Origin of the sequence: Klebsiella pneumoniae subsp. pneumoniae HS11286 (assembly GCF_000240185.1) — a bacterium.
GTDB lineage: Bacteria > Pseudomonadota > Gammaproteobacteria > Enterobacterales > Enterobacteriaceae > Klebsiella > Klebsiella pneumoniae.
In genome coordinates this window covers 828076-852117 of record NC_016845.1, presented here as the reverse complement: position 1 = coordinate 852117, position 24042 = coordinate 828076, and the positions used below count along the sequence as shown (strand labels likewise).

Here is a 24042-nt window from a genome sequence, read left to right as displayed (position 1 = left end):
ATAATCCTTATTTCTGTACAACGATATTTTCTTGTGATGGATCGACGTGTTGCATCTGTAACTTCTCGGTCGCGATCCGCTCAACCCGACTGTGATCGCCGAGCGCGTTCTCTTCGAGGATCAGGTTGCGCCACTCAATATCCAGGGCGTCGCGCTCCAGAACCAGCTGTTCACGCTGCGCGGTCAACAGGCGCGTGTGATGCGCAGTGGTGACCACGGTAATCGCCGTAATAATGATGCAAATGAACAGGCAGAGTGGCAGTTTCCCAAACCGCAGAAGGTCGTCCCCGATCACGCCAGGCAAAGCATGGCGCTCGTTGCTTCCAATCGACCCTTTAACCTTGCTTAAGGCCTCTGTCACTCTGCCGATCATGCGTTCGTCCTCTCTGCGATACGCAGCACTGAACTACGGGCGCGTGGATTCTCTGCCACCTCTTCTTCGCCCGGCATCAACTTGCCTAGTGCTCGCAACTCACGGCCGCCCAGTTTTTTGAGCTGCGCTTCGGTCATCGGTATTCCCGCCGGAACCTGCGGACCGCGGCTTTGCTCACGCATAAAGCGCTTCACAATGCGATCTTCCAGCGAATGAAAACTAATGATCGACAGCCGCCCGCCCGGGGCCAGCACGCTGAGCGAGCTTTTTAGCGCCTGCTCTATCTCCTCCAGTTCACTGTTTACCCATATGCGCACCGCCTGGAAGGTACGGGTCGCGGGATGTTTGTGCTTATCTTTTACCGGCATCGCCGCGGCGATGACTTCCGCCAGCTCTTTGGTACGGGTCATCGGCTGAATGCGATTACGTTCGACGATCGCGCGGGCGATACGTTTGCCGAAACGCTCTTCGCCAAAGGTTTTAATCACCCAGGCGATATCGTCTTCTTCAGCCGTCTGCAGCCATTCGGCCGCGGACTGACCGCGCGTCGGATCCATGCGCATATCCAGCGGCCCGTCACGCATAAAGGAAAAGCCGCGTTCCGCATCGTCAAGCTGCGGGGAAGAGACGCCGAGATCGAGCAGAATGCCGTCGATCTTACCGGTAAGATTGCGCTCGCCGACGTACTCAGCGAGTTGTGAAAAGGGACCATGTACGATGGAAAAGCGGGGGTCATCGATGGTTTGCGCGACGGCAATCGCCTGCGGGTCGCGATCGATGGCCAGCAAGCGTCCTTCCGCACCCAGCCGGGAGAGGATCAGGCGCGAGTGACCACCGCGGCCAAAAGTACCATCAATATAGATACCGTCTGGACGAATATTGAGGCCGTTGACGGCTTCATCCAGAAGTACCGTAGTATGTTTATAATTTTCCATCATTTTTATAAGGACAAATCCTGCAGGCGCTCCGACAGTTCACCGGTCGCGGACTGCTCAGCGTCGATATCTTCCTTGACCCGTTGATACCAGGTCGTTTCATCCCACAGTTCAAATTTATTAAACTGCCCGACCAGCATCACTTCTTTTGTCAGCCCGGCATGCTGCCGTAACACCGGCGCAATCAGCAAGCGGCCGGCATTATCCATCTGACATTCGCTGGCATGACCCAAAAGCAAACGCTGTACGCGCCGCTCAACGGGATTCATGCTCGATAAACGCGACAATTTCTGCTCGATGACTTCCCATTCAGGCAATGGATAAAGCAGCAGGCACGGGTGATGAATGTCAATGGTGCATACCAATTGACCGGCAGCGTCCTCGATCAGCCCTTCGCGATAGCGCGTTGGCACGGCCAGGCGGCCTTTGCTGTCGAGATTGACTAACGTTGCTCCACGGAACATGCCAGCCTCACCCCTTTTCGCCACTTTACCCCACAAATTCCCACCAGAAGGAGTTTACGGAGCGGAGGAAAAGCTTGTCAAGCCAGCACGGATGCCAACGGAGCTCAAAAACCCATTATTTACAGCCGACATTAGCCCTGATGAAAAAATCATCAACAGGCGAGGCAAATTAACGTTATGAATACGTGTAAGAAAATAACCAACAAACTCGTAACAGTTATAAACAACAGAATATCTTCGGCGGGAAAATATAAAGTGTCAGTTTGCGACGCGAGCGGCATTTTAGGCCATTATGCCGGCCGTTAACAGTACCTGTTGCTGGCAGAGGGACTGGCCAGGCGCGGGATATGACGGGGAAGAAAGCGTGGCGCGTACAAAATGAGTGTTAATTCAGCAATTAACCTGATGAATGTAACAAAATAATACAATTAAAGTCCGCGCAGTCATTTTTTGTACCCCATTTGGAGTCACAAAACGATGGTCAGTGAATAAAATAAAATAACGCGTAAAGAAGTTTAGGGATTTGTCTGAAATATATTCAGTTTTGCATTTTGCACGTCAATTGCCTGATTTATCGCCAGCGGCCTGCTTACGGTCAGGCCTGCCAGGTTAATACCTGGGCGCTGGCGATATGGCGCCCTTAGCGGCGATTCAGGCTACCGCGACGATAGAGATTACGGCGAATACGGCTAAGACCCGGCTTCGGCTTGCGAGGTTCGTCGAGGCTGGCGAGGACAATCTCCAGCACCCGCTCAGCGACATCGCGATGACGCTGGGCCACGGCCAGTACCGGACACTGCAGAAAATCGAGCAGCTCATTATCACCGAAGGTGGCGATCGCCAGCTCGGAGGGCAGTTTACCCTCGCGACGCAAGGTCACATCCATTACGCCCTGCAGCAGCGGGAAAGAGGTGGTAAACAGCGCCTGTGGCATCGGATGGGTTTCAAGCCATTTCTCAAACAGCTGGGCCGCCGCTTCGCGCTCATAGCTGTTGGCATAGAGATAATGCACCTCACGCGGATCGTCCTGCCAGGCTTTACGGAAGCCCTGTTCGCGCAGGAAGCTCACCGACAGCTCCGGCAGCGCGCCGAGATAGAGCACCGTTTCGCCAGGAAACGTCCGCAGCTCAGCTGCGAGCATCTCGGCGTCATCCCGGTCAGCGCCAACCACGCTGGTGAAGTGCTCGCGATCGAGGGCGCGGTCGAGGGCGACAATCGGAAACGGGTCGTTAGCCCAGCGCTGATAAAAAGGATGCTCCGGCGGCAGCGAAGTAGAGACAATGATAGCGTCCACCTGGCGCTGCAGCAGATGCTCGATGCAGCGCATCTCGTTATCGGGCTGATCCTCCGAGCAGGCAATCAGCAGCTGATAGCCGCGCTGACGCGCCTGACGTTCGAGATAATTTGCAATCCGGGTATAGCTGGTGTTTTCCAGATCCGGGATCACCAGACCGATAGAGCGTGTGCGTCCTGCACGCAGGCCAGCAGCGACCGCATTTGGGTGATAGTTGTGCTCTCGCACCACAGCCATCACTTTTTCGACCGTTTTATCGCTTACGCGGTACTGCTTCGCTTTGCCATTAATCACATAGCTCGCGGTGGTTCTTGAAACACCGGCCAGCCGGGCGATTTCATCCAGTTTCACAATTGCCCCTTGGGTAAGAAGTGCCAAACATAACCATTATTCAGGTATGGAATCCTTTTTATAACATCTAAGCGCAGAATAGTTAGCGCAGCAACCGCTTTCGCTTACAGTTCCTACTGATTTCGCAAAAAAAAAGCCCGACAGTCTCTGCCGGGCTATTTTTACAGCAGTTCCCGATCCTTAGCGCATGATTTTATCACCGCGAGACAGGCCGACCACGCCGGAGCGAGCCACTTCCACAATCCGAGCGACATCGCGCAGCGAGGCCAGAAATGCATCCAGCTTATCGCTGGTGCCGGCGAGCTGGACGGTATAGATAGAAGGCGTCACGTCGATAATCTGTCCGCGGAAGATTTCGGTGTTGCGCTTCACTTCTTCACGGCCATAGCCGCTGGCCTGAACCTTCACCAGCATAATTTCGCGTTCAACATGAGCCCCCTGCCCCAGCTCGCTGACCCGCAGGACATCCACCAGCTTGTGCAGTTGCTTTTCAATCTGCTCAATCGCTTTTTCATCGCCCACGGTCTGAATGGTCATTCTGGAGAGAGTGGGATCGTCCGTCGGCGCGACAGTCAGGCTTTCTATATTATAGCCACGCTGGGAAAAGAGGCCGATAACGCGGGACAATGCACCCGATTCGTTTTCCAGTAATACCGATAATATCCGGCGCATAATCAGGTCCTCTCCGTTTTGCTCAACCACATTTCATCCATGCCGCCGCCGCGGATCTGCATGGGGTACACATGCTCACTGCCGTCGACGGTCACATCGACAAACACCAGCCGACGCTGGCGCACCTGCTCCAGAGCTTCAGCAAGCTTCGTCTCCAGCTCCTGCGGCTCGCTGATGCGGATCCCGACGTGGCCATAGGCTTCCGCCAGACGGACAAAGTCCGGTAGCGATTCCATATAGGACTGCGAGTGACGCCCGGAATAGAGCATATCCTGCCACTGCTTCACCATCCCGAGATAGCGGTTGTTGAGGTTAAGCACCAGGACCGGCAGCTCATACTGCAGCGCAGTGGAGAGTTCCTGAATGTTCATCTGGATACTGCCGTCACCGGTCACGCAGACCACCATTTCGTCCGGCAGAGCCATTTTGACCCCCAGCGCAGCCGGTAGGCCAAAGCCCATGGTGCCGAGACCACCGGAGTTAATCCAGCGCCGCGGTTTATCGAAGGGGTAATACAGGGCGGCGAACATCTGATGCTGACCCACATCGGAAGTGACGTAGGCATCGCCCTGGGTCAGCCGCCAGATAGTTTCAATTACCGCCTGCGGTTTGATTTTATCGCTCTGGTCGTCGTAGCGCAGACAATGACGGGCACGCCACTGCTCGATCTGTTGCCACCAGTCGCGAATGTCGTCCAGCGGCTGCTGCGCTTCCTCCTGCTCCAGCAGCTCCAGCATCTGCTCCAGCACCAGCCGGGCATCGCCGACGATCGGCACATCTGCCGGCACGGTTTTCGAGATTGAAGTCGGATCGATATCAATATGCAGTACCGTCGCGTTCGGACAATACTTGGCCAGGTTATTGGTGGTCCGGTCGTCAAAGCGAACGCCGACGGCAAAAATCACGTCCGAGTGGTGCATGGTCATGTTGGCTTCATAGGTGCCGTGCATCCCCAGCATCCCCAGCGCCTGCGAGTGTGTCGCCGGGAAAGCGCCAAGTCCCATCAAGGATGAGGCCACCGGCAGCTTCAGTTTTTCCACCAGCTCGCGCAGCTGAGGTTCGCAATGCGCATTGATCGCCCCGCCGCCGACGTAGACGACCGGCTTACTTGCGGCCACCAGGGTCTGCAGGGCGCGTTTAATCTGCCCTTTATGGCCACTGGTGGTTGGGTTATACGAGCGCATGCTCACTGCGTCCGGCCAGACGTAAGGCAGCTTCTTCGCCGGATTGAGAATATCCTTCGGCAGATCGACCACTACCGGACCGGGGCGACCGCTGGCCGCCAGCCAGAAGGCTTTCTTCAGCACGCCGGGAATATCTTCGGTCTGCTTCACCAGGAAACTGTGCTTCACCACCGGACGGGAAATCCCCACCATGTCGCACTCCTGGAAGGCATCGTAGCCGATAAGCGAGGTGGCTACCTGCCCCGAGAGGATCACCAACGGAATAGAGTCCATATAGGCTGTCGCAATGCCAGTGATGGCGTTCGTCGCCCCAGGCCCAGAGGTCACCAGCACCACGCCGACCTCCCCGGTCGCCCGCGCCAGGCCATCCGCCATATGCACCGCCGCCTGCTCGTGACGAACCAGCACATGATCGATACCGCCAAGGGTATGTAACGCATCATAGATATCGAGGACTGCGCCTCCGGGATAGCCGAATACTTGCTTGACGCCCTGATCGACAAGCGATTGGACGACCATCTCGGCTCCTGACAACATCTCCATGGTTTGCCTCCAGGCTTATTGTTTTACGACAGCGGAACTCAATTTCCGCGCGCTCGCACGATGCGAAGGAGTGGTCCTCCGCATTGAGGTGAATGTACTGCATGCCACTACCATAACTGCTCGCCAGCAGGCAGGCAATTCGCCGCAGCTGAGGCCTTATTTCTTGAATAAGAAGAAAAGAAAGCGGTGAGGGGAAAATATGGTGAATTGCTTCAGAGATAAGAAAAGAGAATGGTAAATACTCGGCGAAAAAGGGTGATAACAGGAATAGATCCATTTTTCACGAACACAACGAACCCCTCGCGCAAGGTAAACAGAATAAAATTCTGCTTTATTTGATTTATGTCATATAAAAAAAGGAGCCGAAGCTCCTTTGCTATCTATCGTCGTCGGGTCAGCGCTTGCAAATGTCCACCAACAGCTCTTCCATCCACTGGTGGCCTTTATCACGACCAGCGGCTTCGTGCCAGGAGAGATAGCAGGTCCGACTGTTGACCTTCAACGGCAAAGGTAATATTTGCAGGGCAAGCTTGTCAGCAAATTCATCTGCCAGCCAGCGCGGGGCAATGGCCACCATCTGGGTTTGCGATACTACGTTTAATACGCTGACCATCGCATTACCCTGATAGGCGATACGCGCTTGTTTATCGGCCGTGTCATACCACGGCAAACTAAATGAGGCATACCGGTCGAGAGCAACGGCGGCATGCTCCTCGCGATAAATATCCGCCTCCATCATCGGCCCGGAAATACGCGGATGGTTGCGACTGGCGACCAGGACCATTTCGTCTTTAAATAACGGAACGCAGGCAAACTCAGGGCGACGGAACTCTTCATAACCGATTACGAATTCTGTTTCCTGATAACGTAGCTGATGTTCCGTATTTTGATTCAGCGCAGACTTAAAGACTAAATGAATATTGGGTGCTATCTCTGCAACTTTATTAAAAATAACCGACGTCAGGATGTTATCCAGCGGGCTGCAGACGCACAGATGGAACACGCGCTCACTGCTCAGCGGTTCAAAACCGGAGCCTGGCAATTCGTTTTGGACCAGCTGCAGCGCCTGGCGTACCGAGCCAAACAGCTGATAGGCGCGCGCCGTCGGCTGAATACCGCGGCCATAGCGCACAAAAAGCTCGTCATTAAACATCACTTTCAGTCGTGAAACCGCATTGCTCACCGCGGGTTGTGACATGCCGAGCGTATGGGCGGCACGAGTAATATTCTGCTCTTGCATAACCGCATCAAAAACGGTAAGCAGATTGAGATCAACCATCCGTAGTTGAGGTTTAACGACTTCCTGTCCGGGGGCTGATTTATATTCTGGAGTTTCAATTAACATATCTAATTCCGCCGTCACGATGAATTCCCTTCACTAAACCGCTATAATTAGCGCCGAAAATATCATTTACCATGCAAATGACATTTACAAAATAGCAAAAGAAATTTTTAGGAATATATCAAGGCTATGAGTGGCAGTGAAGAAACGGTCCTGATCAAAAAACTGAGCCGCTCAAACCATACTGATTACTTAATGATGATAAGTGTAACCATAATCCATAAAAATAAAAACAGCACCACGAGTTAACTGTAACTTAAGCAATAATAAAGTATTTTATTTTTCCCTCCATAAAATTAACAAATCCTTATCATTGAAAAATAATCCGCTAGCGTTCGAATACATTCACAGGAAAAATAAATTTAATATTTTCATCCAGATACCGTTTTTTGTCCCTTCATTGGCGACACCTGTTCGACGATGCCTTGAATGCAAAGCACTTTTTCAAATGAAACAAATGGGGATAAACCGCTTTCGGTCCAAAATAGGATCTTCGGCAAAATGGGGCTTACATCAGCACATTTTGCTAATTCATTTAGTCAGCCCAAAACGCTTTTTCCATGCCAGGGGTTGACTTTAAAACAGCTATCCAGTAACTCTAAAAGCATAACGATTTCATCTGGAGTTTGACGCAATGATTCGCACCGCTCGTATCACCAGCCTACTACTACTAAACGCATGCCATTTGCGCGGTAGGCTGTTGGGCGACGTTCAGCGTTAAGTCATCTTCCAGCAAGACTATAAAACCCGCGCCTTGGCGCGGGTTTTTTTATGCTCGTCAACAAGGCGCCAGGACACAGACTAAGGATCCAAACCATGAGCCAGCAAGTCATTATTTTCGATACGACCTTACGTGATGGCGAACAAGCGTTACAGGCAAGCCTGAGTGTCAAAGAGAAGCTGCAGATCGCACTGGCCCTTGAGCGAATGGGGGTCGACGTAATGGAAGTCGGTTTCCCGGTATCCTCGCCGGGCGATTTTGAATCGGTGCAAACCATCACGCGCACCATTAAAAACAGCCGCGTGTGCGCCCTGGCGCGCTGCGTTGAGAAAGATATCGACGTGGCGGCGGAATCGTTAAAAGTGGCCGAGGCTTTCCGTATTCATACCTTTATTGCCACCTCGCCGATGCATATCGCCACCAAACTGCGCAGTACGCTGGATGAGGTTATTGAGCGCGCGATCTATATGGTGAAGCGGGCACGCAACTACACTGACGACGTTGAGTTCTCCTGTGAAGACGCCGGCCGTACGCCGATTGCCGATCTGGCTCGCGTCGTGGAAGCGGCGATCAACGCCGGCGCCACCACCATTAATATCCCGGATACCGTCGGCTATACCATGCCGTTCGAATATGCCAACATCATCAGCGGCCTGTATGATCGCGTGCCGAATATCGACAAAGCAATTATTTCCGTCCACACCCATGATGATCTGGGCATCGCTGTCGGTAACGCCCTCGCCGCGGTCCACGCCGGTGCGCGCCAGGTAGAAGGTGCGATGAACGGTATCGGCGAACGCGCCGGCAACTGCGCACTGGAAGAAGTGATCATGGCGATCAAAGTGCGCAAAGACATCATGAACGTGCACACCAACATTAATCATCATGAAATCTGGCGCACCAGCCAGACCGTCAGCCAGATCTGCAATATGCCGATCCCGGCGAACAAGGCCATCGTCGGCACCGGCGCCTTCGCCCACTCCTCCGGCATTCACCAGGACGGCGTGCTGAAGAACCGCGAAAACTACGAGATCATGACCCCGGAATCTATCGGCCTGAACCAGGTGCAACTGAACCTGACTTCCCGCTCCGGCCGCGCGGCGGTGAAACACCGGATGGAAGAGATGGGCTACCAGGAGAGCGATTACAACCTGGATCATCTGTACGACGCATTCCTGAAGCTGGCGGACAAAAAAGGCCAGGTCTTCGATTACGATCTGGAAGCGCTGGCCTTTATCAACAAGCAGCAGGAAGAGCCAGAGCATTTCCGCCTGGATTACTTCAACGTCCAATCCGGATCCAGCGATATCGCCACCGCCTCGATCAAACTGGTCTGCGGGGATGAGATCAAAACCGAAGCCGCCAACGGCAACGGTCCGGTCGATGCTATCTACCAGGCGATTAATCGCGTCACCGACTACAACATTGAATTAGTGAAGTATGGCTTAAGCGCGAAAGGCCACGGCAAAGACGCCCTGGGCCAGGTGGATATCGTCGTTGACTACAATGGCCGCCGCTTCCATGGCGTTGGTCTGGCAACGGATATCGTAGAGTCGTCAGCCAAAGCGATGGTTCACGTGCTGAACAACATCTGGCGCGCCGCCGAAGTCGAAAAAGAATTGCAACGCAAAGCTCAGAATAAAGAGAACAATAAGGAAACCGTGTAATGTCGAAGAATTACCATATTGCCGTTTTGCCGGGTGATGGCATTGGCCCGGAAGTGATGAACCAGGCGATGAAAGTACTGGAAGCCGTGCGCCAACGTTTTGCCATGCACATTACCACCAGCCAGTATGACGTTGGCGGGGCGGCCATCGACCGTCAGGGAACTCCCCTGCCGCAGGCGACCGTCGCCGGATGCGAGCAGGCGGATGCGATCCTGTTCGGCTCCGTCGGCGGTCCGAAATGGGAGCACCTGCCGCCGGCGGAACAACCAGAGCGTGGCGCGCTGCTGCCGCTGCGTAAACACTTTAAACTGTTCAGCAACCTGCGCCCGGCCAAACTGTATCAGGGGCTGGAAGAGTTCTGCCCGCTGCGCGCCGACATCGCTGCTAACGGCTTCGACATTCTCTGCGTACGCGAACTGACCGGCGGCATCTACTTCGGCCAGCCGAAAGGCCGCGAAGGCAGCGGTCAGCATGAGAAAGCCTTTGATACCGAGGTGTATCACCGCTTTGAGATCGAGCGTATCGCGCGCATCGCTTTTGAATCCGCCCGCAAGCGTCGTCACAAAGTGACTTCCATCGATAAGGCCAACGTTCTGCAGTCCTCCATCCTGTGGCGCGAAATCGTCAGCGAGATCGGCAAGGAGTATCCGGACGTTGAGCTGGCGCATATGTATATCGATAACGCCACCATGCAGCTGATTAAAGATCCGTCCCAGTTCGACGTGCTGCTGTGCTCCAACCTGTTTGGCGACATCCTCTCCGACGAGTGCGCGATGATCACCGGCTCGATGGGTATGCTGCCGTCCGCCAGCCTCAATGAACAAGGTTTTGGCCTGTACGAGCCGGCGGGCGGTTCCGCACCGGATATCGCCGGCAAAAATATCGCCAACCCGATCGCGCAGATCCTCTCCCTGGCTCTGCTGCTGCGCTACAGCCTCGACGCTGACGAAGCGGCGACCGCCATTGAAAACGCGATCAACCGCGCCTTAGAAGAAGGGGTTCGAACCGGCGACTTAGCGCGCGGCACGGCGGCGGTCAGCACTGATGAAATGGGCGATATTATTGCCCGCTATGTCGCAGAAGGGGTGTAATCATGGCGAAGACGTTATACGAAAAATTATTTGATGCGCACGTAGTGTATGAGGCGCAGAACGAAACCCCGCTGCTGTATATCGACCGCCATCTGGTGCACGAAGTCACCTCTCCGCAGGCGTTTGACGGTCTGCGCGCCCATGGCCGCCAGGTGCGCCAGCCGGGTAAAACCTTCGCTACCATGGATCATAACGTCTCGACGCAGACCAAAGACATTAACGCGTCCGGTGAGATGGCCCGCATTCAGATGCAGGAGCTGATTAAGAACTGTAAAGAGTTCGGCGTTGAACTGTACGACCTGAACCACCCGTATCAGGGCATCGTCCACGTCATGGGCCCGGAACAAGGGGTTACCCTGCCGGGGATGACGATCGTGTGCGGTGACTCCCATACCGCCACCCACGGCGCGTTCGGTGCGCTGGCGTTCGGTATCGGCACCTCCGAAGTGGAGCATGTGCTGGCGACCCAGACCCTGAAACAGGGCCGCGCGAAGACCATGAAAATCGAAGTCCAGGGCAAAGCGGCGCCGGGCATTACCGCCAAAGATATCGTGCTGGCCATCATTGGTAAAACCGGTAGCGCCGGCGGCACCGGCCATGTGGTTGAGTTCTGCGGCGAAGCGATCCGCGATCTGAGCATGGAAGGGCGTATGACCCTGTGCAACATGGCGATCGAGATGGGCGCCAAAGCGGGCCTGGTCGCGCCGGACGAAACCACCTTCAATTACGTACGCGGCCGTCTGCATGCGCCGAAAGGCAAAGATTTTGACGATGCCGTAGCGTACTGGAAAACCCTGAAAACCGACGACGCCGCGACGTTTGATACCGTGGTGACGCTGCAGGCGGCGGAAATTGCCCCGCAGGTGACCTGGGGCACCAACCCGGGCCAGGTGATCTCGGTGACGGATAACATCCCCGATCCAGCGTCGTTCAGCGATCCGGTGGAACGCGCCAGCGCCGAAAAAGCGCTGGTCTATATGGGGCTGAAATCCGGGATCCCGCTGACGGAAGTCGCTATCGATAAAGTGTTTATCGGCTCCTGCACCAACTCGCGCATCGAAGATTTACGCGCCGCGGCGGAAATCGCTAAAGGGCGTAAAGTGGCGCCGGGCGTCCAGGCGCTGGTGGTGCCGGGTTCTGGTCCGGTGAAAGCGCAGGCGGAAGCGGAAGGTCTGGATAAGATCTTTATCGAAGCCGGCTTTGAGTGGCGCTTACCTGGTTGCTCTATGTGTCTGGCAATGAATAATGACCGCCTGAATCCGGGCGAACGCTGTGCCTCAACCAGCAACCGTAACTTTGAAGGCCGTCAGGGCCGCGGCGGACGCACGCACCTGGTGAGCCCGGCAATGGCCGCGGCGGCAGCCGTTACCGGCCATTTCGCCGATATCCGTAATCTGAAGTAAGGAGACCATCATGGCAGAGAAATTTACCCAACATACCGGCCTGGTGGTTCCGCTGGATGCTGCAAACGTCGATACCGACGCGATCATCCCTAAGCAATTTTTGCAGAAGGTCACCCGCACCGGCTTTGGCGCGCACCTGTTTAACGACTGGCGCTTTCTCGACGATAAAGGTCAACAGCCGAACCCGGAGTTCGTGCTGAATTTTCCTGAGTACCAGGGGGCATCGATACTGCTGGCGCGGGAAAACTTCGGCTGCGGCTCCTCGCGCGAGCACGCGCCGTGGGCGCTGACCGATTACGGCTTTAAGGTCGTTATCGCCCCGAGCTTTGCCGATATCTTTTACGGCAACAGCTTCAATAACCAGCTGCTGCCGGTGACCCTGAGCGACGAGCAGGTCGATGAACTGTTCAAGCTGGTGCAGGCCAACCCGGGCATTACGTTTGAAGTGGATCTGGAAGCGCAGGTAGTTAAAGCCGGGGATAAAACCTACAGCTTTAAGATCGACGATTTCCGCCGCCACTGCATGCTCAACGGCCTGGATAGCATCGGCCTGACGCTGCAGCATGAAGCGGCGATCTCCGACTATGAACGCAAGCTGCCGGCATTTATGAATTAACCTTTGGGCCCGGTCATTTGATCGGGCTTTTTATTTTATTGCGGAGAAAATTGCGATCTCACGCACAAAAACCAATTTTAATGTGCTGATTGTCAGACCTTACCGCCACCCTGCCCTACCGCCTAAAGAAGAATTATTCCGCTTTCCTCCCCTTCTCCAGCACTGTTTATGTATTTTCCCTGCACTGCAAGTAAAAATAAGGCACGAGTGTTTAATATAAAAATATAAGAATGTGAAGAAAGCGTTAATCTCATAGAGAACCCCTATTGCTATGCACAAAAAAAAGCATTATTTTTCGATTTTTCCCCTCGTTATCTTTTGCCACAGAGAAATATTAACTAAGGACACGCCTGGGCCCCGCATATCGGCCTCCCGGCCTCCTGTGGAGAGAAGAGATGAGCCACTATCCGCACCTTTTCAGTCCGTTGACCATCAACGGTATGACGTTAAAAAACCGCATTATTATGCCCCCTATGGGCACCAATATGGCCACGCTCAATGGCGAGGTGTCGCAGGAACAGCTGGAATACTACGAACTGCGGGCCAAAGGCGGCACCGGGCTTATCACCATCGAAAATATTTGTATTGATTTCCCCTTCGCCTCCAACGGCACCACCCAACTGCGCATCGATAACGATCAATATATTCCACGGCTGTTTAAATTAACCGAGACCCTGCATAAACATGGCGCCTGCGTATCCATTCAGTTAAATCATGCCGGCGCTTCCGCTTATGCCTACCGACTGGAAGGCCAGACGCCGCTCTCCTCTTCTACAACGCCGTCGAAGAAGCACGGTAATATTCCGCGTCCGATGACCCATGAGGAAATATATCATGCGGTAGAAAAATTTGGTGACGCCGCGGAGCGCGTTCGGCGCGCAGGTTTTGACTGCGTCGAAATTCATGCCGGTCACTCCTATTTAATTAGCCAGTTTTTATCGCCGCTGTTTAATAAGCGCACTGATGAATTTGGCGGCAGCGTCGAAAATCGCACTCGGATACTGAGTCTGATTGTCGATAAGGTTCGCGCCTGCGTGGGGCCGCGTTTTCCGGTCAGTCTGCGCATCAGCGCCGACGACTTCCTCAAGGGCGGCAATACCCTCGAAGATTCCCTGCGTATTCTTGAGCTCTGCCAGGAGAAGGTCGATATCATCAACGTCTCTGCGGCACAGAACGACAACCTGAATCTGCAAATCGATCAGATGTCGCTGGAGGATGGCTGGAAGCGCTATCTCTCCCGCGCGGTGCGCGATAAATTCCATAAACCCACGGTCATCGCCGGCAATATTCGCACTCCACAGGTAGCCGAAGATATCCTCGCCAGCGGCGATGCCGATCTTATCGCCATTGGCCGCGGTCTGATTGCCGAGCCGGAGTGGGTGCAGAAAGTGCAAGGCGGAAAAGAGCGTCTGATGCGCAAATGTATCTCCTGCAACATCGGCTGCGCCGACCATCGCATCGCCCGCTCGCGCCCGCTGCGCTGTTCGATTAACCCGGATATTATTCACGGTGACGCCTATAAAATGCGGCGCGTGAATCGCGACACTAACGTGGTGGTCATCGGCGCCGGCACCGCCGGGATGGAAGCCGCCTGCACCGCGGCGGAAGTTGGTTGCCATACCTGGCTGCTGGAAGCGAAAAACCACGTCGGCGGCCTCGCCAGCGAAATCTCCCGCCTACCGGAGAAAAAACGCATCGCTGATTTCCCGCAGTTTATGAAAAATCGTATCGCCTCGCTGGACAACCTGATGCTGCAGATCGGCAAGCGGGCCGACGTGGCTTCAGTTTCCGCCCTGCGTCCGCATCTGATTGTCAACGCCACCGGCTCAACGCCGCTGCTGCCGCCCATTGAAGGCTTGCGGGAAAACATTGACGTCGAGAACGGCAAGATCTTTTCCATTACCGGCATGATCGACAATCTGGCGAAATTTACCGATATCAAGGGCAAACGCATCGCCGTAGTCGGCGCTGGCGCCGTTGGCCTTGACGTTATCGAATACTTTACCGCTCGCGGCGCACAGGCGGTGCTAATCGAGATGCAGGACGCCGCCGGTCGCGATCTCGACATCATTACCAAAAATGCCATGTTGACCATGCTCGACGAGCACCAGGTCGAACAGCACATGAATACCCAACTGATGGCGGTCGCTGCCGACCATTTCCAGGTGAAAAATACACAGCAAACCTTCGATATTCCCTTCGACTACGGCTTTGTCTGTCTGGGGATGCGCGCCAACCGGACGGGTCTCGACGAGATCGAGCGCTGGGCCAATGCCAATAACGTCAAAATCATGAACATCGGCGACAGCGTGATGGCGCGACGCATTATCGATGGCGTCCGCGAAGGCCGCAACGTACTGGATGCACTGGAAGACATGGGTGCGCTGGGCAGCCGCGAAGCACAACGAATTCCCTTTCTAACTTATTGAGGATTTTTGTCATGGCAGAACGTATTACTGGACACACTGAGCTGATTGGCCTGATCGCCACCCCGATTCGTCACAGCATGTCGCCCACCATGCACAACGAGGCTTTCGCCCATCTCGGGCTGGACTACGTCTATCTCGCTTTTGAAGTCGGTAACCAGGAGCTAAAAGACGTGGTGCAGGGCTTCCGGGCGATGAAGCTGCGCGGTTTTAACGTCTCTATGCCGAACAAAACCGAGATTTGCCAGTATCTCGATAAACTGTCGCCGGCGGCACAGCTGGTCGGGGCGGTCAATACCGTGGTCAACGACGACGGCGTACTGACCGGACATATCACCGATGGCACCGGCTACATGCGCGCCCTTAGCGAAGCCGGTATCGATATCATCGGCAAGAAGATGACCGTACTCGGCGCCGGCGGCGCGGCAACGGCGCTCTGCGTCCAGGCAGCACTGGATGGCGTGAAGGCGATCTCCATCTTCAACCGCCGCGATAAATTCTTCGCCAACGCAGAAGAAACCGTGGCCAAGATCCGCCACAACACCGACTGCGAGATCCATCTGTTCGATCTCGACGATCATGACAAACTGCGCGCCGAAATTGACAGCAGCGTGATCCTGACCAATGCCACCGGGGTCGGCATGAAGCCGTTCGAAGGCCAGATGCTGCTACCTGACGACAGCTTCCTGCGTCCGGACCTGATCGTCTCCGACGTCGTCTACAACCCGCGCAAAACCCACCTGCTGGAAGTGGCCGAGAAAAAAGGCTGCCGCACGCTGAACGGCCTGGGGATGATGCTGTGGCAAGGCGCGCGCGCGTTCGAAATCTGGACGGGCAAACAGATGCCGGTTGATTACATCAAGAGCATTCTGTTCTAAGAGGCGAATGATGAAAAATAAATACATCCCTACTGCGGCAGGGCTGTATCTCAACTACCTGATCCACGGTATGGGGGTGCTGTTAATCACCCTCAACATGGCCCATCTTCAGGAACAGTGGGGAACAGACAAAGCCGGCGTATCGATCGTTATATCTTCGTTAGGTATTGGTAAGTTAGCGACCATCGTGACCGGATTTCTCTCGGATCGCTTCGGTCGCAAGCCCTTTATCTATCTTGGGATCCTTAGCTACCTGATCTTTTTCGTCGGCATCCTGCTGACCAAAAATATCTATCTGGCTTACGTGTTCGGCATTATGGCGGGCCTGGCGAACAGCTTCCTCGACTCCGGTACCTATCCGGCGCTGATGGAATCTTTCCCGCACTCTGCCAGCCGGGCCAACGTGCTGATCAAAGCCTTCGTCTCTGCAGGGCAGTTCCTGTTGCCGTTCATTATCAGCTTCCTGATATGGGCAAATCTGTGGTTCGGCTGGTCGTTCGTGATTGCGGCAGCGCTCTTTGTACTGAGCGGGATTTATCTGCTTAAAATGCCGTTCCCTGACAGCCAGGCGGCGAAAAAAGAGGAAGCCCCTACGGCACAGGCGGAAACAGCCGTCCGGCCACAGGCTAATAAGCTGGATATGGTGATCTTCACCCTGTACGGTTATATCGGCATGGCGACCTTCTATCTGGTCAGCCAATGGCTGGCGCAGTACGGCCAGTTCGTCGTCGGCCTGCCCTATGCCTCGGCGATTAAACTGCTTAGCATCTATACCGTCGGCTCGCTGGTCTGCGTCTTTGTAACTGCCGCCTTCGTCAAAGAGGTGTTTAGCTCGGCCATTGCGATGATTATTTATACTGGCCTGTCGATGATTTCGCTGCTGTTGGTGTGCCTGTTCCCGACGCCGATGATGGTGACCGGCTTTGCTTTTGTCATCGGCTTTGCCGCCGCTGGCGGAGTGCTGCAGCTGGGTGCGACAATCATGGCGATGAGCTTCCCGAACGGAAAAGGCAAAGCAACCGGCATCTTCTACACTGCCGGCAGTATCGCCAGCTTCACGATCCCGTTGATCACCGCAAAGCTTTCGCAGATCAGTATTGCCAGCATTATGTGGTTTGATTTTCTGATCGCCGTTATCGGCTTTGTGATCGCCCTGTACATCGGCTATCGTCAACTGCAGGCTCGGGCGGCGCAAAAAGTATCACGCACCGCAGTCACCGCCTGAAGTACAACGCGAAAAATAATGGATACCTACATGACAAATGCAGTAACCGTAAAGAACATCACCTTTCAGGAAGGGGAAACCCTCATTTGTGTACCGCTGATCGGTAAAACCCTGGATGAGATACTGGGTAACGCCCACGGCCTGGTCGATGCCGGCGCCGATATTATCGAATGGCGCGTTGACCACTTTGCCCAGGTCAGAGAGATGGCCCAGGTGATGGCCGCGCTGGCGGAAATCCGTGGCGCGCTGAAAGCGCTTCCGCTGCTGTTTACCTTCCGCAGTAAGAAAGAAGGTGGCGAAACCGAGCTCAGCGACGAAGCCTATTTTGCGCTCAACCGCGAGGCCGCACGCAGTGGACTGGTTGATGTTATCGATATCGAACTGTTCAATGATGAAGCGCAGATCCGCGCGCTGGTTGACGATGCGCATGCCGCGGGCGTCAAGGTGATCATGAGTAATCATGATTTCCATAAGACCCCCGCTCAGGAAGATATTATCTATCGCCTGCGCCGCATGCAGGATCTGGGGGCCGATCTGCCGAAGATCGCGGTGATGCCGCAGTCGCCGCAGGACGTACTCACCTTGCTCGCCGCCACGCTGACCATGAAAGAGAAGTATGCGACGCGTCCGCTGATCACCATGTCGATGGGCAAATCCGGTGGCGTTAGCCGGGTCACCGGGCGCTTGTTCGGTTCGGCGATGACCTTCGGTACCGTTGGTCAGGCCTCCGCGCCGGGGCAGATCGCCATCGCTAAGCTGCGTGAAGTGATGGATATGCTCTCCTGATATCCGGATGGCCCGGAGGTCACATCCGGGCCATCCGTTAACAGATCTTCTGGCTGTCGTGGATAACCACATTTTTAAATGACTCCAGCGCCGGAGAGAGCCCCTTGTCTTTCATGGTCGCCAGATAGATATAGCGGGGGGGGATGGTGTTTTTAATCTTCAGGATATGGACATTGTAATAGGAGAGCGCGGTGATGCGCGGCATAATCGCGATCCCGTAGTCAATACTCACCAGCCCGGCCATCGCCGTATCCTCATCCACATAGCAGGCGATCTCCGGCACCAGCTTTTGCTGCATAAATACATTATCGATAAACGGACGTAAGCCGCTATTTTCTGAAAAATAGATATACGGATAATGAATCGTCTCCACCAGATCGACTTCATGTTCATATAGCCGGGCCAGCGGATGATCCTTTGCCGTGACCACCACCAGTTCCTGCTGGATCACCGGAATAAAATCGATATCGGGTTCATCGGCAATATAAGAGCAGATCGCCAGATCGACTTTTCCGGCCTTCAGCTCCTGCAACAGCGTCAGCGATGTCCCTTGAGTAAAAGAAAAAGTCACATTGTGACATTCAGGTGAAAGAGAATATTTATTAATTAACTGTGGAACAACATACTCCCCCATCGTGTAAATAAAGGCGATGCGAATATTCTCTTTATTCTCAGCGCCATTTTTTTGCAATATCATGCGTCCGTTCTCCAGCGAGGCCAGCGCATCTTCAACATACGGCAAAAAACGCTTGCCGTTTTGGGTAATTTTTACGTTCCGCCCCTGTCTGGCGAATAGCGCGACCCCTAACTCCTTCTCCAGCTCCGATATCGCGTGGCTTAGCGAGGGCTGGGTGATGCACAGACTGGAGGCGGCTTCGGTGTAATGCTCAGTTTCAGACAGACGTTTAAAATAATAAAGTTGCTTTAGGTTCATTATTTTTACCCGTATAATATAAGAATAAATGCACTGACGCTAATATACCATGCAAGCCACCAATAATGCGCATGAACGGGTAAATATCGGCGTTACATCAAATATTATTTGGCGAAGGGCATGAATGTGCCACAAGGCATTGCCATTCATAGATACTACCTATAGCTCCTTGAGATATTTTTGCATATTAGAATATATGCAAAAATATTTTAAACTTTAAAGGAACTCGCTATGAGTATGTCAAACTCTCAGGAAGTCCTCACTTCCACATCGGGGGCGAAAAAAAGAAGCCGCGTACGGATAGTTATTCTGCTGCTACTCTCCGTCGGAACGATGATAAATTATCTCGACCGTACCATCCTGGGTATTGTAGCGCCACAGTTAAGCAAAGAAATCCATATCGATCCGGCGATGATGGGCATCATCTTCTCCGCCTTCGCCTGGACTTATGCGCTGGCGCAGATCCCCGGCGGGATGTTTTTAGACCGCTTTGGCAACAAAGTGACCTATGCCCTGTCAATTTTCTTCTGGTCGCTGTTTACCCTGCTGCAAAGTTTCACCCTCGGCCTAAAATCCCTGCTGCTTCTGCGCCTGGGACTCGGCGTCAGCGAAGCGCCCTGCTTTCCGGCCAACAGCCGCATCGTCAGCACCTGGTTCCCTCAGCATGAGCGCGCGCGGGCAACGGCAACGTATACAGTTGGTGAATATATAGGGCTGGCCGCTTTCTCGCCGCTGTTATTTTTAATTCTCGAACATCATGGCTGGAGAACGCTTTTTTTCCTCACCGGCGGATTAGGTATTTTATTTACTTTAGTGTGGTGGCGTTTTTATCATGAACCGCATGAATCGCGCACGGCTAATCAAGCGGAGCTGGAGTATATCGGCGCAAGCAGCATTAACAATAAAATCCAGAACGTTCCATTTAACTGGCGTGACGCCAGACGCCTGCTGGGCTGTCGCCAGATCCTCGGCGCCAGCCTGGGTCAGTTCGCCGGCAACACCACACTGGTCTTTTTCCTGACGTGGTTTCCCAGCTACCTCGCCAACGAGCGCCATCTTCCATGGCTGCACGTCGGCTTCTTCGCCACCTGGCCCTTCCTTGCCGCCGCGATTGGCATCCTCTTCGGCGGCTGGATCTCCGACCGGTTGTTGAAGCGAACCGGCTCCGTCAACATCAGTCGAAAGTTACCAATAATTTCCGGTTTATTGCTGTCCAGCTGTATTATCGCGGCGAATTGGGTAAGCGCCAATAGCACCGTAATTATTATCATGTCGGTGGCTTTTTTTGGCCAGGGGATGGTCGGTCTGGGCTGGACCTTAATTTCGGATATTGCCCCGGAAAATATGGCAGGCCTCACCGGCGGCATATTTAATTTCTGTGCCAATATGGCCTCGATTATCGCACCACTGATAATTGGTGTGATTATTTCCGCCACGGGTAATTTCTTTTACGCGCTGATCTACGTCGGCCTGACGGCGCTGATTGGGGTGATTGCCTACATTTTTATCATCGGCGACATTAAGCGTATCGAACTCAAGTAGGCCTGGTCGCCCCGGCGATGCCGGGGCGAGTAGTCAGATATCCTTCACCTTGCTGGTCAAAAACAGCGTCACCAGCGAAATGGCCGCGATCGTCCAGTAGACGCTGGCGTGACCATAGCTCTGGGACAGCGCCCCCTGCATCACGCCGGCAAGGATCACGCCGGTGGAAATACTGTTGGTGAACAGGGTGGTCGCCGCTCCCGCCCGTCCCGGCATTAAATCCTGGAACCACAGCATGCCTATCCCGGCGATAATGCCGATAAAGATGGCATTGAACAGCTGCAGAGCCAGCAGCGCCGTGCGACCATGAAACAGGATCAGTCCGGCATAAAACAGCACGCCGGCGGCCACCGCCGCCACCATCATTTTACGTTTGCCAAAGCGCTTTACGTAGTAGCCGGCGAGGATCATCGCCGGTATCTCCAGCCCGGCGGCAGTGCCCATCAGGATCCCGGCCAGGCTGTCGGGAAGCCCGAGATCGCTGCTGATCCACAGCGGCATATCAATGATGTACATGGTGTTGCAGGTCCACATCAGGGTGGAGGCGATAAACAGCATACGCACGTTCTTGTCCTGCCAGCCGCCGGCCTGCGCTAGCGCCGCCGCCTCCTCCGAGGGCTGTTCCACACGCGGAACCGAAGGCAGTTTGATGGCAATCAGAGCGAGGCTAATGACAAAAATGCCCGCCGCAATGGAGAACATGGTGGTGAAGCCATAGTTGAGCGCCAGCATAAAGGCCAGCGGCGGGCCAATCACCCAAGCCAGCGACAGCTGGGCGCGCATGACCGAGCTGAACATCACCACTTCCCGCGCCGAGCTGTCGGCGTACTCCCGCGCCAGCGCGAAGAGCTGCGGCATGGCGGCGTTGGCAATGGATGCCAGCATCACGCCGCAGGTGATCAGCGTCAGATAGTGGCGGTTGAAGGCAAACAGCAGCGCATTACCCACCGCCATCAGACAGCAGAACATAATCAACCGCCGCCGGTCGCCGCGGCTATCGGAGCGCTTGGCCAGCCACAGGCTAACCAGGATCCCGGCGATGGCGTTTACGGTATAGAACAGGCCCACCCAGAACGGTTGCGCCCCCACTTCGCGGCTAAGAAACAAACTCAACGTCGGCGCCTGCAACGCGCCCGCCACGCCCATCATAAAAGCAACCAGCATAAAGGCGGCATAGACGCCGTTAAGCCGTCGTCCCATCGTCATCAACCACAGCATGGAATGTCCTTAACACACGCGAAGAAAACGAAAAAAGCCAGCAGAGGCATTCTGCTGGCGGGTGATTCTATACTCTATGGATTTCATGCTGCAGGACAAAACGGTTAACCATTTTGCGCCGCGCTCGCGCTGGCCCTGAAAAGGTGAGTCCCGTAGAGGCGAATCACGCAGCCAGAACATACGGCCCAGGAAACATCGACAGCGCACCTGCAGTTTGAAAAACGACGAGTATAACACCAATACTCAGTCACACATGATGTCTGCAAGTCAATGATCAGAGGTCGTTGACGTCACTCCCCACTGCATCAGTTCCCCCAGAATTTCCTGCTGTCGTCCTGCCATCAGGCGGGCCAGCCAGGACGCTTCCTGCGTCGCAGAAAAGTAGCGTTGGTAGAACGATTTTGCGGTAGACCTCATCATATTCACCTCCTCGCTTCATCGGGATTCATTATTGGCTTAATATAGGAAGTAATAAATTGCTGAGTTTTGCGCAGGAGTTCCCCTTTTATGTCTTCCGGCCGTCTGCAACAACAGTTCATTCGCCTATGGCAGTGCTGCGACGGCAAGTCGCAGGAGACCACCCTTAACGAGCTGGCGGAAATGCTGAGCTGCTCGCGCCGCCATATGCGCACCCTGCTCAATATGATGGAGTCCCGCGGCTGGCTGACCTGGGAAGCGGAGGCAGGCCGCGGCAAGCGTTCGCGGCTAACCTTTCTCTATACCGGCCTCGCCCTGCAGCAGCAACGTGCCGAAGATCTCCTTGAGCAGGATCGCATCGATCAGCTGGTGCAGTTGGTCGGCGATAAGGCTGCCGTCCGCCAGATGCTGGTCTCGCATCTCGGCCGCAGCTTCCGCCAGGGGCGGCACATCCTGCGCGTGCTCTACTACCGACCAATGAAGAATTTGCTGCCCGGTAGCGCGCTGCGGCGTTCGGAAACGCATATTGCCCGGCAGATTTTCAGCGCCCTGACGCGGGTAAATGAGGAAAATGGGGAACTGGAAGCCGATATTGCCCACCACTGGCAGCAGTTGTCGCCCACCCACTGGCGCTTTTTCCTCCGCCCGGGCATCCATTTTCACCATGGCCGTGAGCTGGAGATGGCGGATGTGATCGCCTCTCTGCAGCGCAGCAATGCCCTGCCGCTCTATTCACATATCGAACGCATCGAATCGCCCACCGCCTGGACCCTGGATATTCATCTGCGCCAGCCCGACCGCTGGCTGCCCTGGCTGCTGGGGCAGGTGCCGGCGATGGTGCTGCCGCAGGAGTGGCAGACCATGAACCACTTTTCCTCCATGCCGGTCGGCACCGGCCCCTATGCCGTGGTGCGTAACAACCAGAATCAGCTCAAGATCCATGCCTTTGAGGACTATTTTGGCTACCGGGCGCTGATCGATGAGGTGAACGTCTGGGTGCTGCCGGAGATTAGCGAAGAGCCCAACGGCGGCCTGACGCTGCAGGGCAATACCGAAAGCGAAAAAGCGGTGGAGAGTCGCCTGGAAGAGGGCTGCTATTACCTGCTGTTCGACTCGCGAAGCCCGCTGGGGGCCAACGACGCGGTGCGCCGCTGGCTAAGCTATCTGTTTCAGCCCGCCAACCTGCTCTACCATGCGGGCGAACACTACCAGGGCAACTGGTTTCCCGCCTACGGCCTGCTGCCGCGCTGGCATCACGCCAGCAACCACGCCTGCGAGAAGCCGGCGGGGCTGGAGACAGTCACCCTTACCTACTACCGCGATCACGTCGAACATCGGGTGATCGGCGGGATCATGCGCGACCTGCTGACGGCGCATCAGGTAAAGCTGGAGATCCAGGAGCTGGAGTACGATGCCTGGCATCGCGGCGAGGTGGTCAGCGATATCTGGCTCAACAGCGTGAACTTCACCTTACCGATCGAATTTTCGCTCTTCGCCTATCTGTACGAAGTCCCGCTGATTCAGCGCTGCATCCCCATTGACTGGCAGGCAGACGCCTGCCGCTGGCGAGCAGGAGAGTTTAATCCGGCCACCTGGAGCCAGCGGCTGCTGGCCGGGCAACATATCGTGCCGCTGATCCACCACTGGCTGATGATTCAGGGTCAGCGCAGTATGCGCGGCGTGAGGATGAATACCCTCGGCTGGTTCGATTTTAAATCCGCATGGTTTGCGCCGCCGGAGCCGTAAGCGCTTTCCGTCATCTGACAAAATCATTACACTAAGGCCGTTCTCAACGGGGTGCTAATAAACATACGCAATATCATTCAAGTTGCATCAAGGCAGCAAGCGGGTGAATCCCCTGGAGCATAGATAACTATGTGACTGGGGTGAACGCGCGAAGCTAACGCAGATGCGGCTTGAAGGATGAAGCGCATGGGCTGAGAAAATACCCGTCGAACCT

Annotated in this window: 22 protein-coding genes; 11 read left to right on the top strand and 11 right to left on the bottom strand. The window is 54.9% G+C overall.

Translation table 11 applies throughout. The features are described from left to right. Nucleotides 1-7: 7 nt before the first annotated feature. The 7 genes from KPHS_08030 to KPHS_07970 all read right to left on the bottom strand — a co-directional run bounded on the left by KPHS_08030 (nucleotide 8) and on the right by KPHS_07970 (nucleotide 7179). Nucleotides 8-217, bottom strand: coding sequence for a cell division protein FtsL (locus tag KPHS_08030; protein YP_005225103.1), 210 nt, complete (start codon nucleotides 215-217; stop codon nucleotides 8-10). A 152-nt stretch (nucleotides 218-369) separates the two neighbouring features. Continuing rightward, a complete protein-coding gene (locus KPHS_08020; protein YP_005225102.1) occupies nucleotides 370-1311 on the bottom strand; it encodes an S-adenosyl-methyltransferase MraW in 942 nt (313 codons plus the stop codon). Nucleotides 1312-1313: 2 nt separating this feature from the next. Beyond that, nucleotides 1314-1772 carry a cell division protein MraZ gene (locus KPHS_08010; protein ID YP_005225101.1) on the bottom strand — a complete coding sequence of 153 codons (459 nt, stop codon included), beginning with the start codon at nucleotides 1770-1772 and terminating at the stop codon, nucleotides 1314-1316. 640 nt (nucleotides 1773-2412) lie between these two features. After that, nucleotides 2413-3417 carry a LacI family transcriptional regulator gene (locus tag KPHS_08000; protein ID YP_005225100.1) on the bottom strand — a complete coding sequence of 335 codons (1005 nt, stop codon included), beginning with the start codon at nucleotides 3415-3417 and terminating at the stop codon, nucleotides 2413-2415. A 180-nt stretch (nucleotides 3418-3597) separates the two neighbouring features. After that, on the bottom strand, nucleotides 3598-4119 hold the full coding sequence (locus tag KPHS_07990; RefSeq protein YP_005225099.1) for an acetolactate synthase III small subunit: 522 nt from the start codon (nucleotides 4117-4119) through the stop codon (nucleotides 3598-3600). Next, nucleotides 4092-5792: an acetolactate synthase 3 catalytic subunit gene (locus KPHS_07980; RefSeq protein ID YP_005225098.1), complete on the bottom strand. Its 1701-nt coding sequence runs from the start codon at nucleotides 5790-5792 to the stop codon at nucleotides 4092-4094. Before KPHS_07980 ends, KPHS_07990 begins: the two co-directional genes overlap by 28 nt. A gap of 418 nt (nucleotides 5793-6210) precedes the next feature. Further along, a complete protein-coding gene (locus KPHS_07970) occupies nucleotides 6211-7179 on the bottom strand; it encodes a leucine transcriptional activator (RefSeq protein YP_005225097.1) in 969 nt (322 codons plus the stop codon). A gap of 108 nt (nucleotides 7180-7287) precedes the next feature. Between KPHS_07970 and KPHS_07960 the strand changes: the two genes are divergently transcribed. From KPHS_07960 to KPHS_07880, 9 genes are all read left to right on the top strand, one after another. Continuing rightward, nucleotides 7288-7407 carry a hypothetical protein gene (locus KPHS_07960; protein ID YP_005225096.1) on the top strand — a complete coding sequence of 40 codons (120 nt, stop codon included), beginning with the start codon at nucleotides 7288-7290 and terminating at the stop codon, nucleotides 7405-7407. Between the two features lie 567 nt (nucleotides 7408-7974). Then, nucleotides 7975-9546, top strand: a complete 1572-nt coding sequence (locus tag KPHS_07950) for a 2-isopropylmalate synthase (protein ID YP_005225095.1) — start codon at nucleotides 7975-7977, stop codon at nucleotides 9544-9546. Beyond that, a complete protein-coding gene (locus tag KPHS_07940) occupies nucleotides 9546-10637 on the top strand; it encodes a 3-isopropylmalate dehydrogenase (RefSeq protein ID YP_005225094.1) in 1092 nt (363 codons plus the stop codon). Before KPHS_07950 ends, KPHS_07940 begins: the two co-directional genes overlap by 1 nt. A 2-nt stretch (nucleotides 10638-10639) precedes the next feature. Further along, on the top strand, nucleotides 10640-12040 hold the full coding sequence (locus tag KPHS_07930; protein ID YP_005225093.1) for an isopropylmalate isomerase large subunit: 1401 nt from the start codon (nucleotides 10640-10642) through the stop codon (nucleotides 12038-12040). A 10-nt stretch (nucleotides 12041-12050) separates the two neighbouring features. After that, nucleotides 12051-12656 carry an isopropylmalate isomerase small subunit gene (locus tag KPHS_07920; RefSeq protein ID YP_005225092.1) on the top strand — a complete coding sequence of 202 codons (606 nt, stop codon included), beginning with the start codon at nucleotides 12051-12053 and terminating at the stop codon, nucleotides 12654-12656. Nucleotides 12657-13051: 395 nt separating this feature from the next. Continuing rightward, nucleotides 13052-15085: a 2,4-dienoyl-CoA reductase gene (locus KPHS_07910; protein YP_005225091.1), complete on the top strand. Its 2034-nt coding sequence runs from the start codon at nucleotides 13052-13054 to the stop codon at nucleotides 15083-15085. A gap of 11 nt (nucleotides 15086-15096) precedes the next feature. Further along, entirely contained in the window at nucleotides 15097-15960 is an 864-nt protein-coding gene (locus KPHS_07900) for a shikimate 5-dehydrogenase (protein ID YP_005225090.1), read from the top strand. A gap of 10 nt (nucleotides 15961-15970) precedes the next feature. Further along, nucleotides 15971-17185, top strand: coding sequence for an MFS family transporter (locus KPHS_07890; RefSeq protein ID YP_005225089.1), 1215 nt, complete (start codon nucleotides 15971-15973; stop codon nucleotides 17183-17185). A 30-nt stretch (nucleotides 17186-17215) separates the two neighbouring features. Then, nucleotides 17216-17971, top strand: a complete 756-nt coding sequence (locus KPHS_07880) for a 3-dehydroquinate dehydratase (protein YP_005225088.1) — start codon at nucleotides 17216-17218, stop codon at nucleotides 17969-17971. A 37-nt stretch (nucleotides 17972-18008) separates the two neighbouring features. Here KPHS_07880 and KPHS_07870 read toward each other — a convergent pair whose 3' ends face one another. Next, nucleotides 18009-18905, bottom strand: coding sequence for a putative LysR-family transcriptional regulator (locus KPHS_07870; RefSeq protein YP_005225087.1), 897 nt, complete (start codon nucleotides 18903-18905; stop codon nucleotides 18009-18011). 231 nt (nucleotides 18906-19136) lie between these two features. Between KPHS_07870 and KPHS_07860 the strand changes: the two genes are divergently transcribed. After that, entirely contained in the window at nucleotides 19137-20447 is a 1311-nt protein-coding gene (locus KPHS_07860; protein ID YP_005225086.1) for a major facilitator superfamily permease, read from the top strand. Nucleotides 20448-20480: 33 nt separating this feature from the next. Here KPHS_07860 and KPHS_07850 read toward each other — a convergent pair whose 3' ends face one another. The 3 genes from KPHS_07850 to KPHS_07830 all read right to left on the bottom strand — a co-directional run bounded on the left by KPHS_07850 (nucleotide 20481) and on the right by KPHS_07830 (nucleotide 22085). After that, nucleotides 20481-21665, bottom strand: coding sequence for a sugar efflux protein (locus KPHS_07850; protein YP_005225085.1), 1185 nt, complete (start codon nucleotides 21663-21665; stop codon nucleotides 20481-20483). 9 nt (nucleotides 21666-21674) lie between these two features. Beyond that, nucleotides 21675-21845, bottom strand: a complete 171-nt coding sequence (locus KPHS_07840; protein ID YP_005225084.1) for a hypothetical protein — start codon at nucleotides 21843-21845, stop codon at nucleotides 21675-21677. Between the two features lie 87 nt (nucleotides 21846-21932). After that, nucleotides 21933-22085 (bottom strand): glucose uptake inhibitor SgrT, encoded by a 153-nt coding sequence (locus KPHS_07830; protein ID YP_005225083.1) that lies wholly within the window; start codon nucleotides 22083-22085, stop codon nucleotides 21933-21935. 87 nt (nucleotides 22086-22172) lie between these two features. Between KPHS_07830 and KPHS_07820 the strand changes: the two genes are divergently transcribed. Continuing rightward, nucleotides 22173-23828 carry a transcriptional regulator SgrR gene (locus tag KPHS_07820; RefSeq protein ID YP_005225082.1) on the top strand — a complete coding sequence of 552 codons (1656 nt, stop codon included), beginning with the start codon at nucleotides 22173-22175 and terminating at the stop codon, nucleotides 23826-23828. Nucleotides 23829-24042 lie beyond the last annotated feature (214 nt).

Excerpts from the sequence above, each read along its gene's own strand:
- KPHS_07840 (YP_005225084.1), bottom strand. The coding sequence starts at position 21,845 with ATGTTCTGGCTGCGTGATTCGCCTCTACGGGACTCACCTTTTCAGGGC.
- KPHS_07900 (YP_005225090.1), top strand. The coding sequence starts at position 15,097 with ATGGCAGAACGTATTACTGGACACACTGAGCTGATTGGCCTGATCGCC.
- KPHS_07920 (YP_005225092.1), top strand. The coding sequence starts at position 12,051 with ATGGCAGAGAAATTTACCCAACATACCGGCCTGGTGGTTCCGCTGGAT.
- KPHS_07850 (YP_005225085.1), bottom strand. The coding sequence starts at position 21,665 with ATGCTGTGGTTGATGACGATGGGACGACGGCTTAACGGCGTCTATGCC.
- KPHS_07860 (YP_005225086.1), top strand. The coding sequence starts at position 19,137 with ATGAGTATGTCAAACTCTCAGGAAGTCCTCACTTCCACATCGGGGGCG.
- KPHS_07940 (YP_005225094.1), top strand. The coding sequence starts at position 9,546 with ATGTCGAAGAATTACCATATTGCCGTTTTGCCGGGTGATGGCATTGGC.
- KPHS_07980 (YP_005225098.1), bottom strand. The coding sequence starts at position 5,792 with ATGGTCGTCCAATCGCTTGTCGATCAGGGCGTCAAGCAAGTATTCGGC.
- KPHS_07890 (YP_005225089.1), top strand. The coding sequence starts at position 15,971 with ATGAAAAATAAATACATCCCTACTGCGGCAGGGCTGTATCTCAACTAC.
- KPHS_07870 (YP_005225087.1), bottom strand. The coding sequence starts at position 18,905 with ATGAACCTAAAGCAACTTTATTATTTTAAACGTCTGTCTGAAACTGAG.
- KPHS_07950 (YP_005225095.1), top strand. The coding sequence starts at position 7,975 with ATGAGCCAGCAAGTCATTATTTTCGATACGACCTTACGTGATGGCGAA.
- KPHS_07910 (YP_005225091.1), top strand. The coding sequence starts at position 13,052 with ATGAGCCACTATCCGCACCTTTTCAGTCCGTTGACCATCAACGGTATG.
- KPHS_08010 (YP_005225101.1), bottom strand. The coding sequence starts at position 1,772 with ATGTTCCGTGGAGCAACGTTAGTCAATCTCGACAGCAAAGGCCGCCTG.
- KPHS_07830 (YP_005225083.1), bottom strand. The coding sequence starts at position 22,085 with ATGATGAGGTCTACCGCAAAATCGTTCTACCAACGCTACTTTTCTGCG.
- KPHS_07960 (YP_005225096.1), top strand. The coding sequence starts at position 7,288 with ATGAGTGGCAGTGAAGAAACGGTCCTGATCAAAAAACTGAGCCGCTCA.
- KPHS_07880 (YP_005225088.1), top strand. The coding sequence starts at position 17,216 with ATGACAAATGCAGTAACCGTAAAGAACATCACCTTTCAGGAAGGGGAA.
- KPHS_08020 (YP_005225102.1), bottom strand. The coding sequence starts at position 1,311 with ATGATGGAAAATTATAAACATACTACGGTACTTCTGGATGAAGCCGTC.
- KPHS_07820 (YP_005225082.1), top strand. The coding sequence starts at position 22,173 with ATGTCTTCCGGCCGTCTGCAACAACAGTTCATTCGCCTATGGCAGTGC.
- KPHS_07930 (YP_005225093.1), top strand. The coding sequence starts at position 10,640 with ATGGCGAAGACGTTATACGAAAAATTATTTGATGCGCACGTAGTGTAT.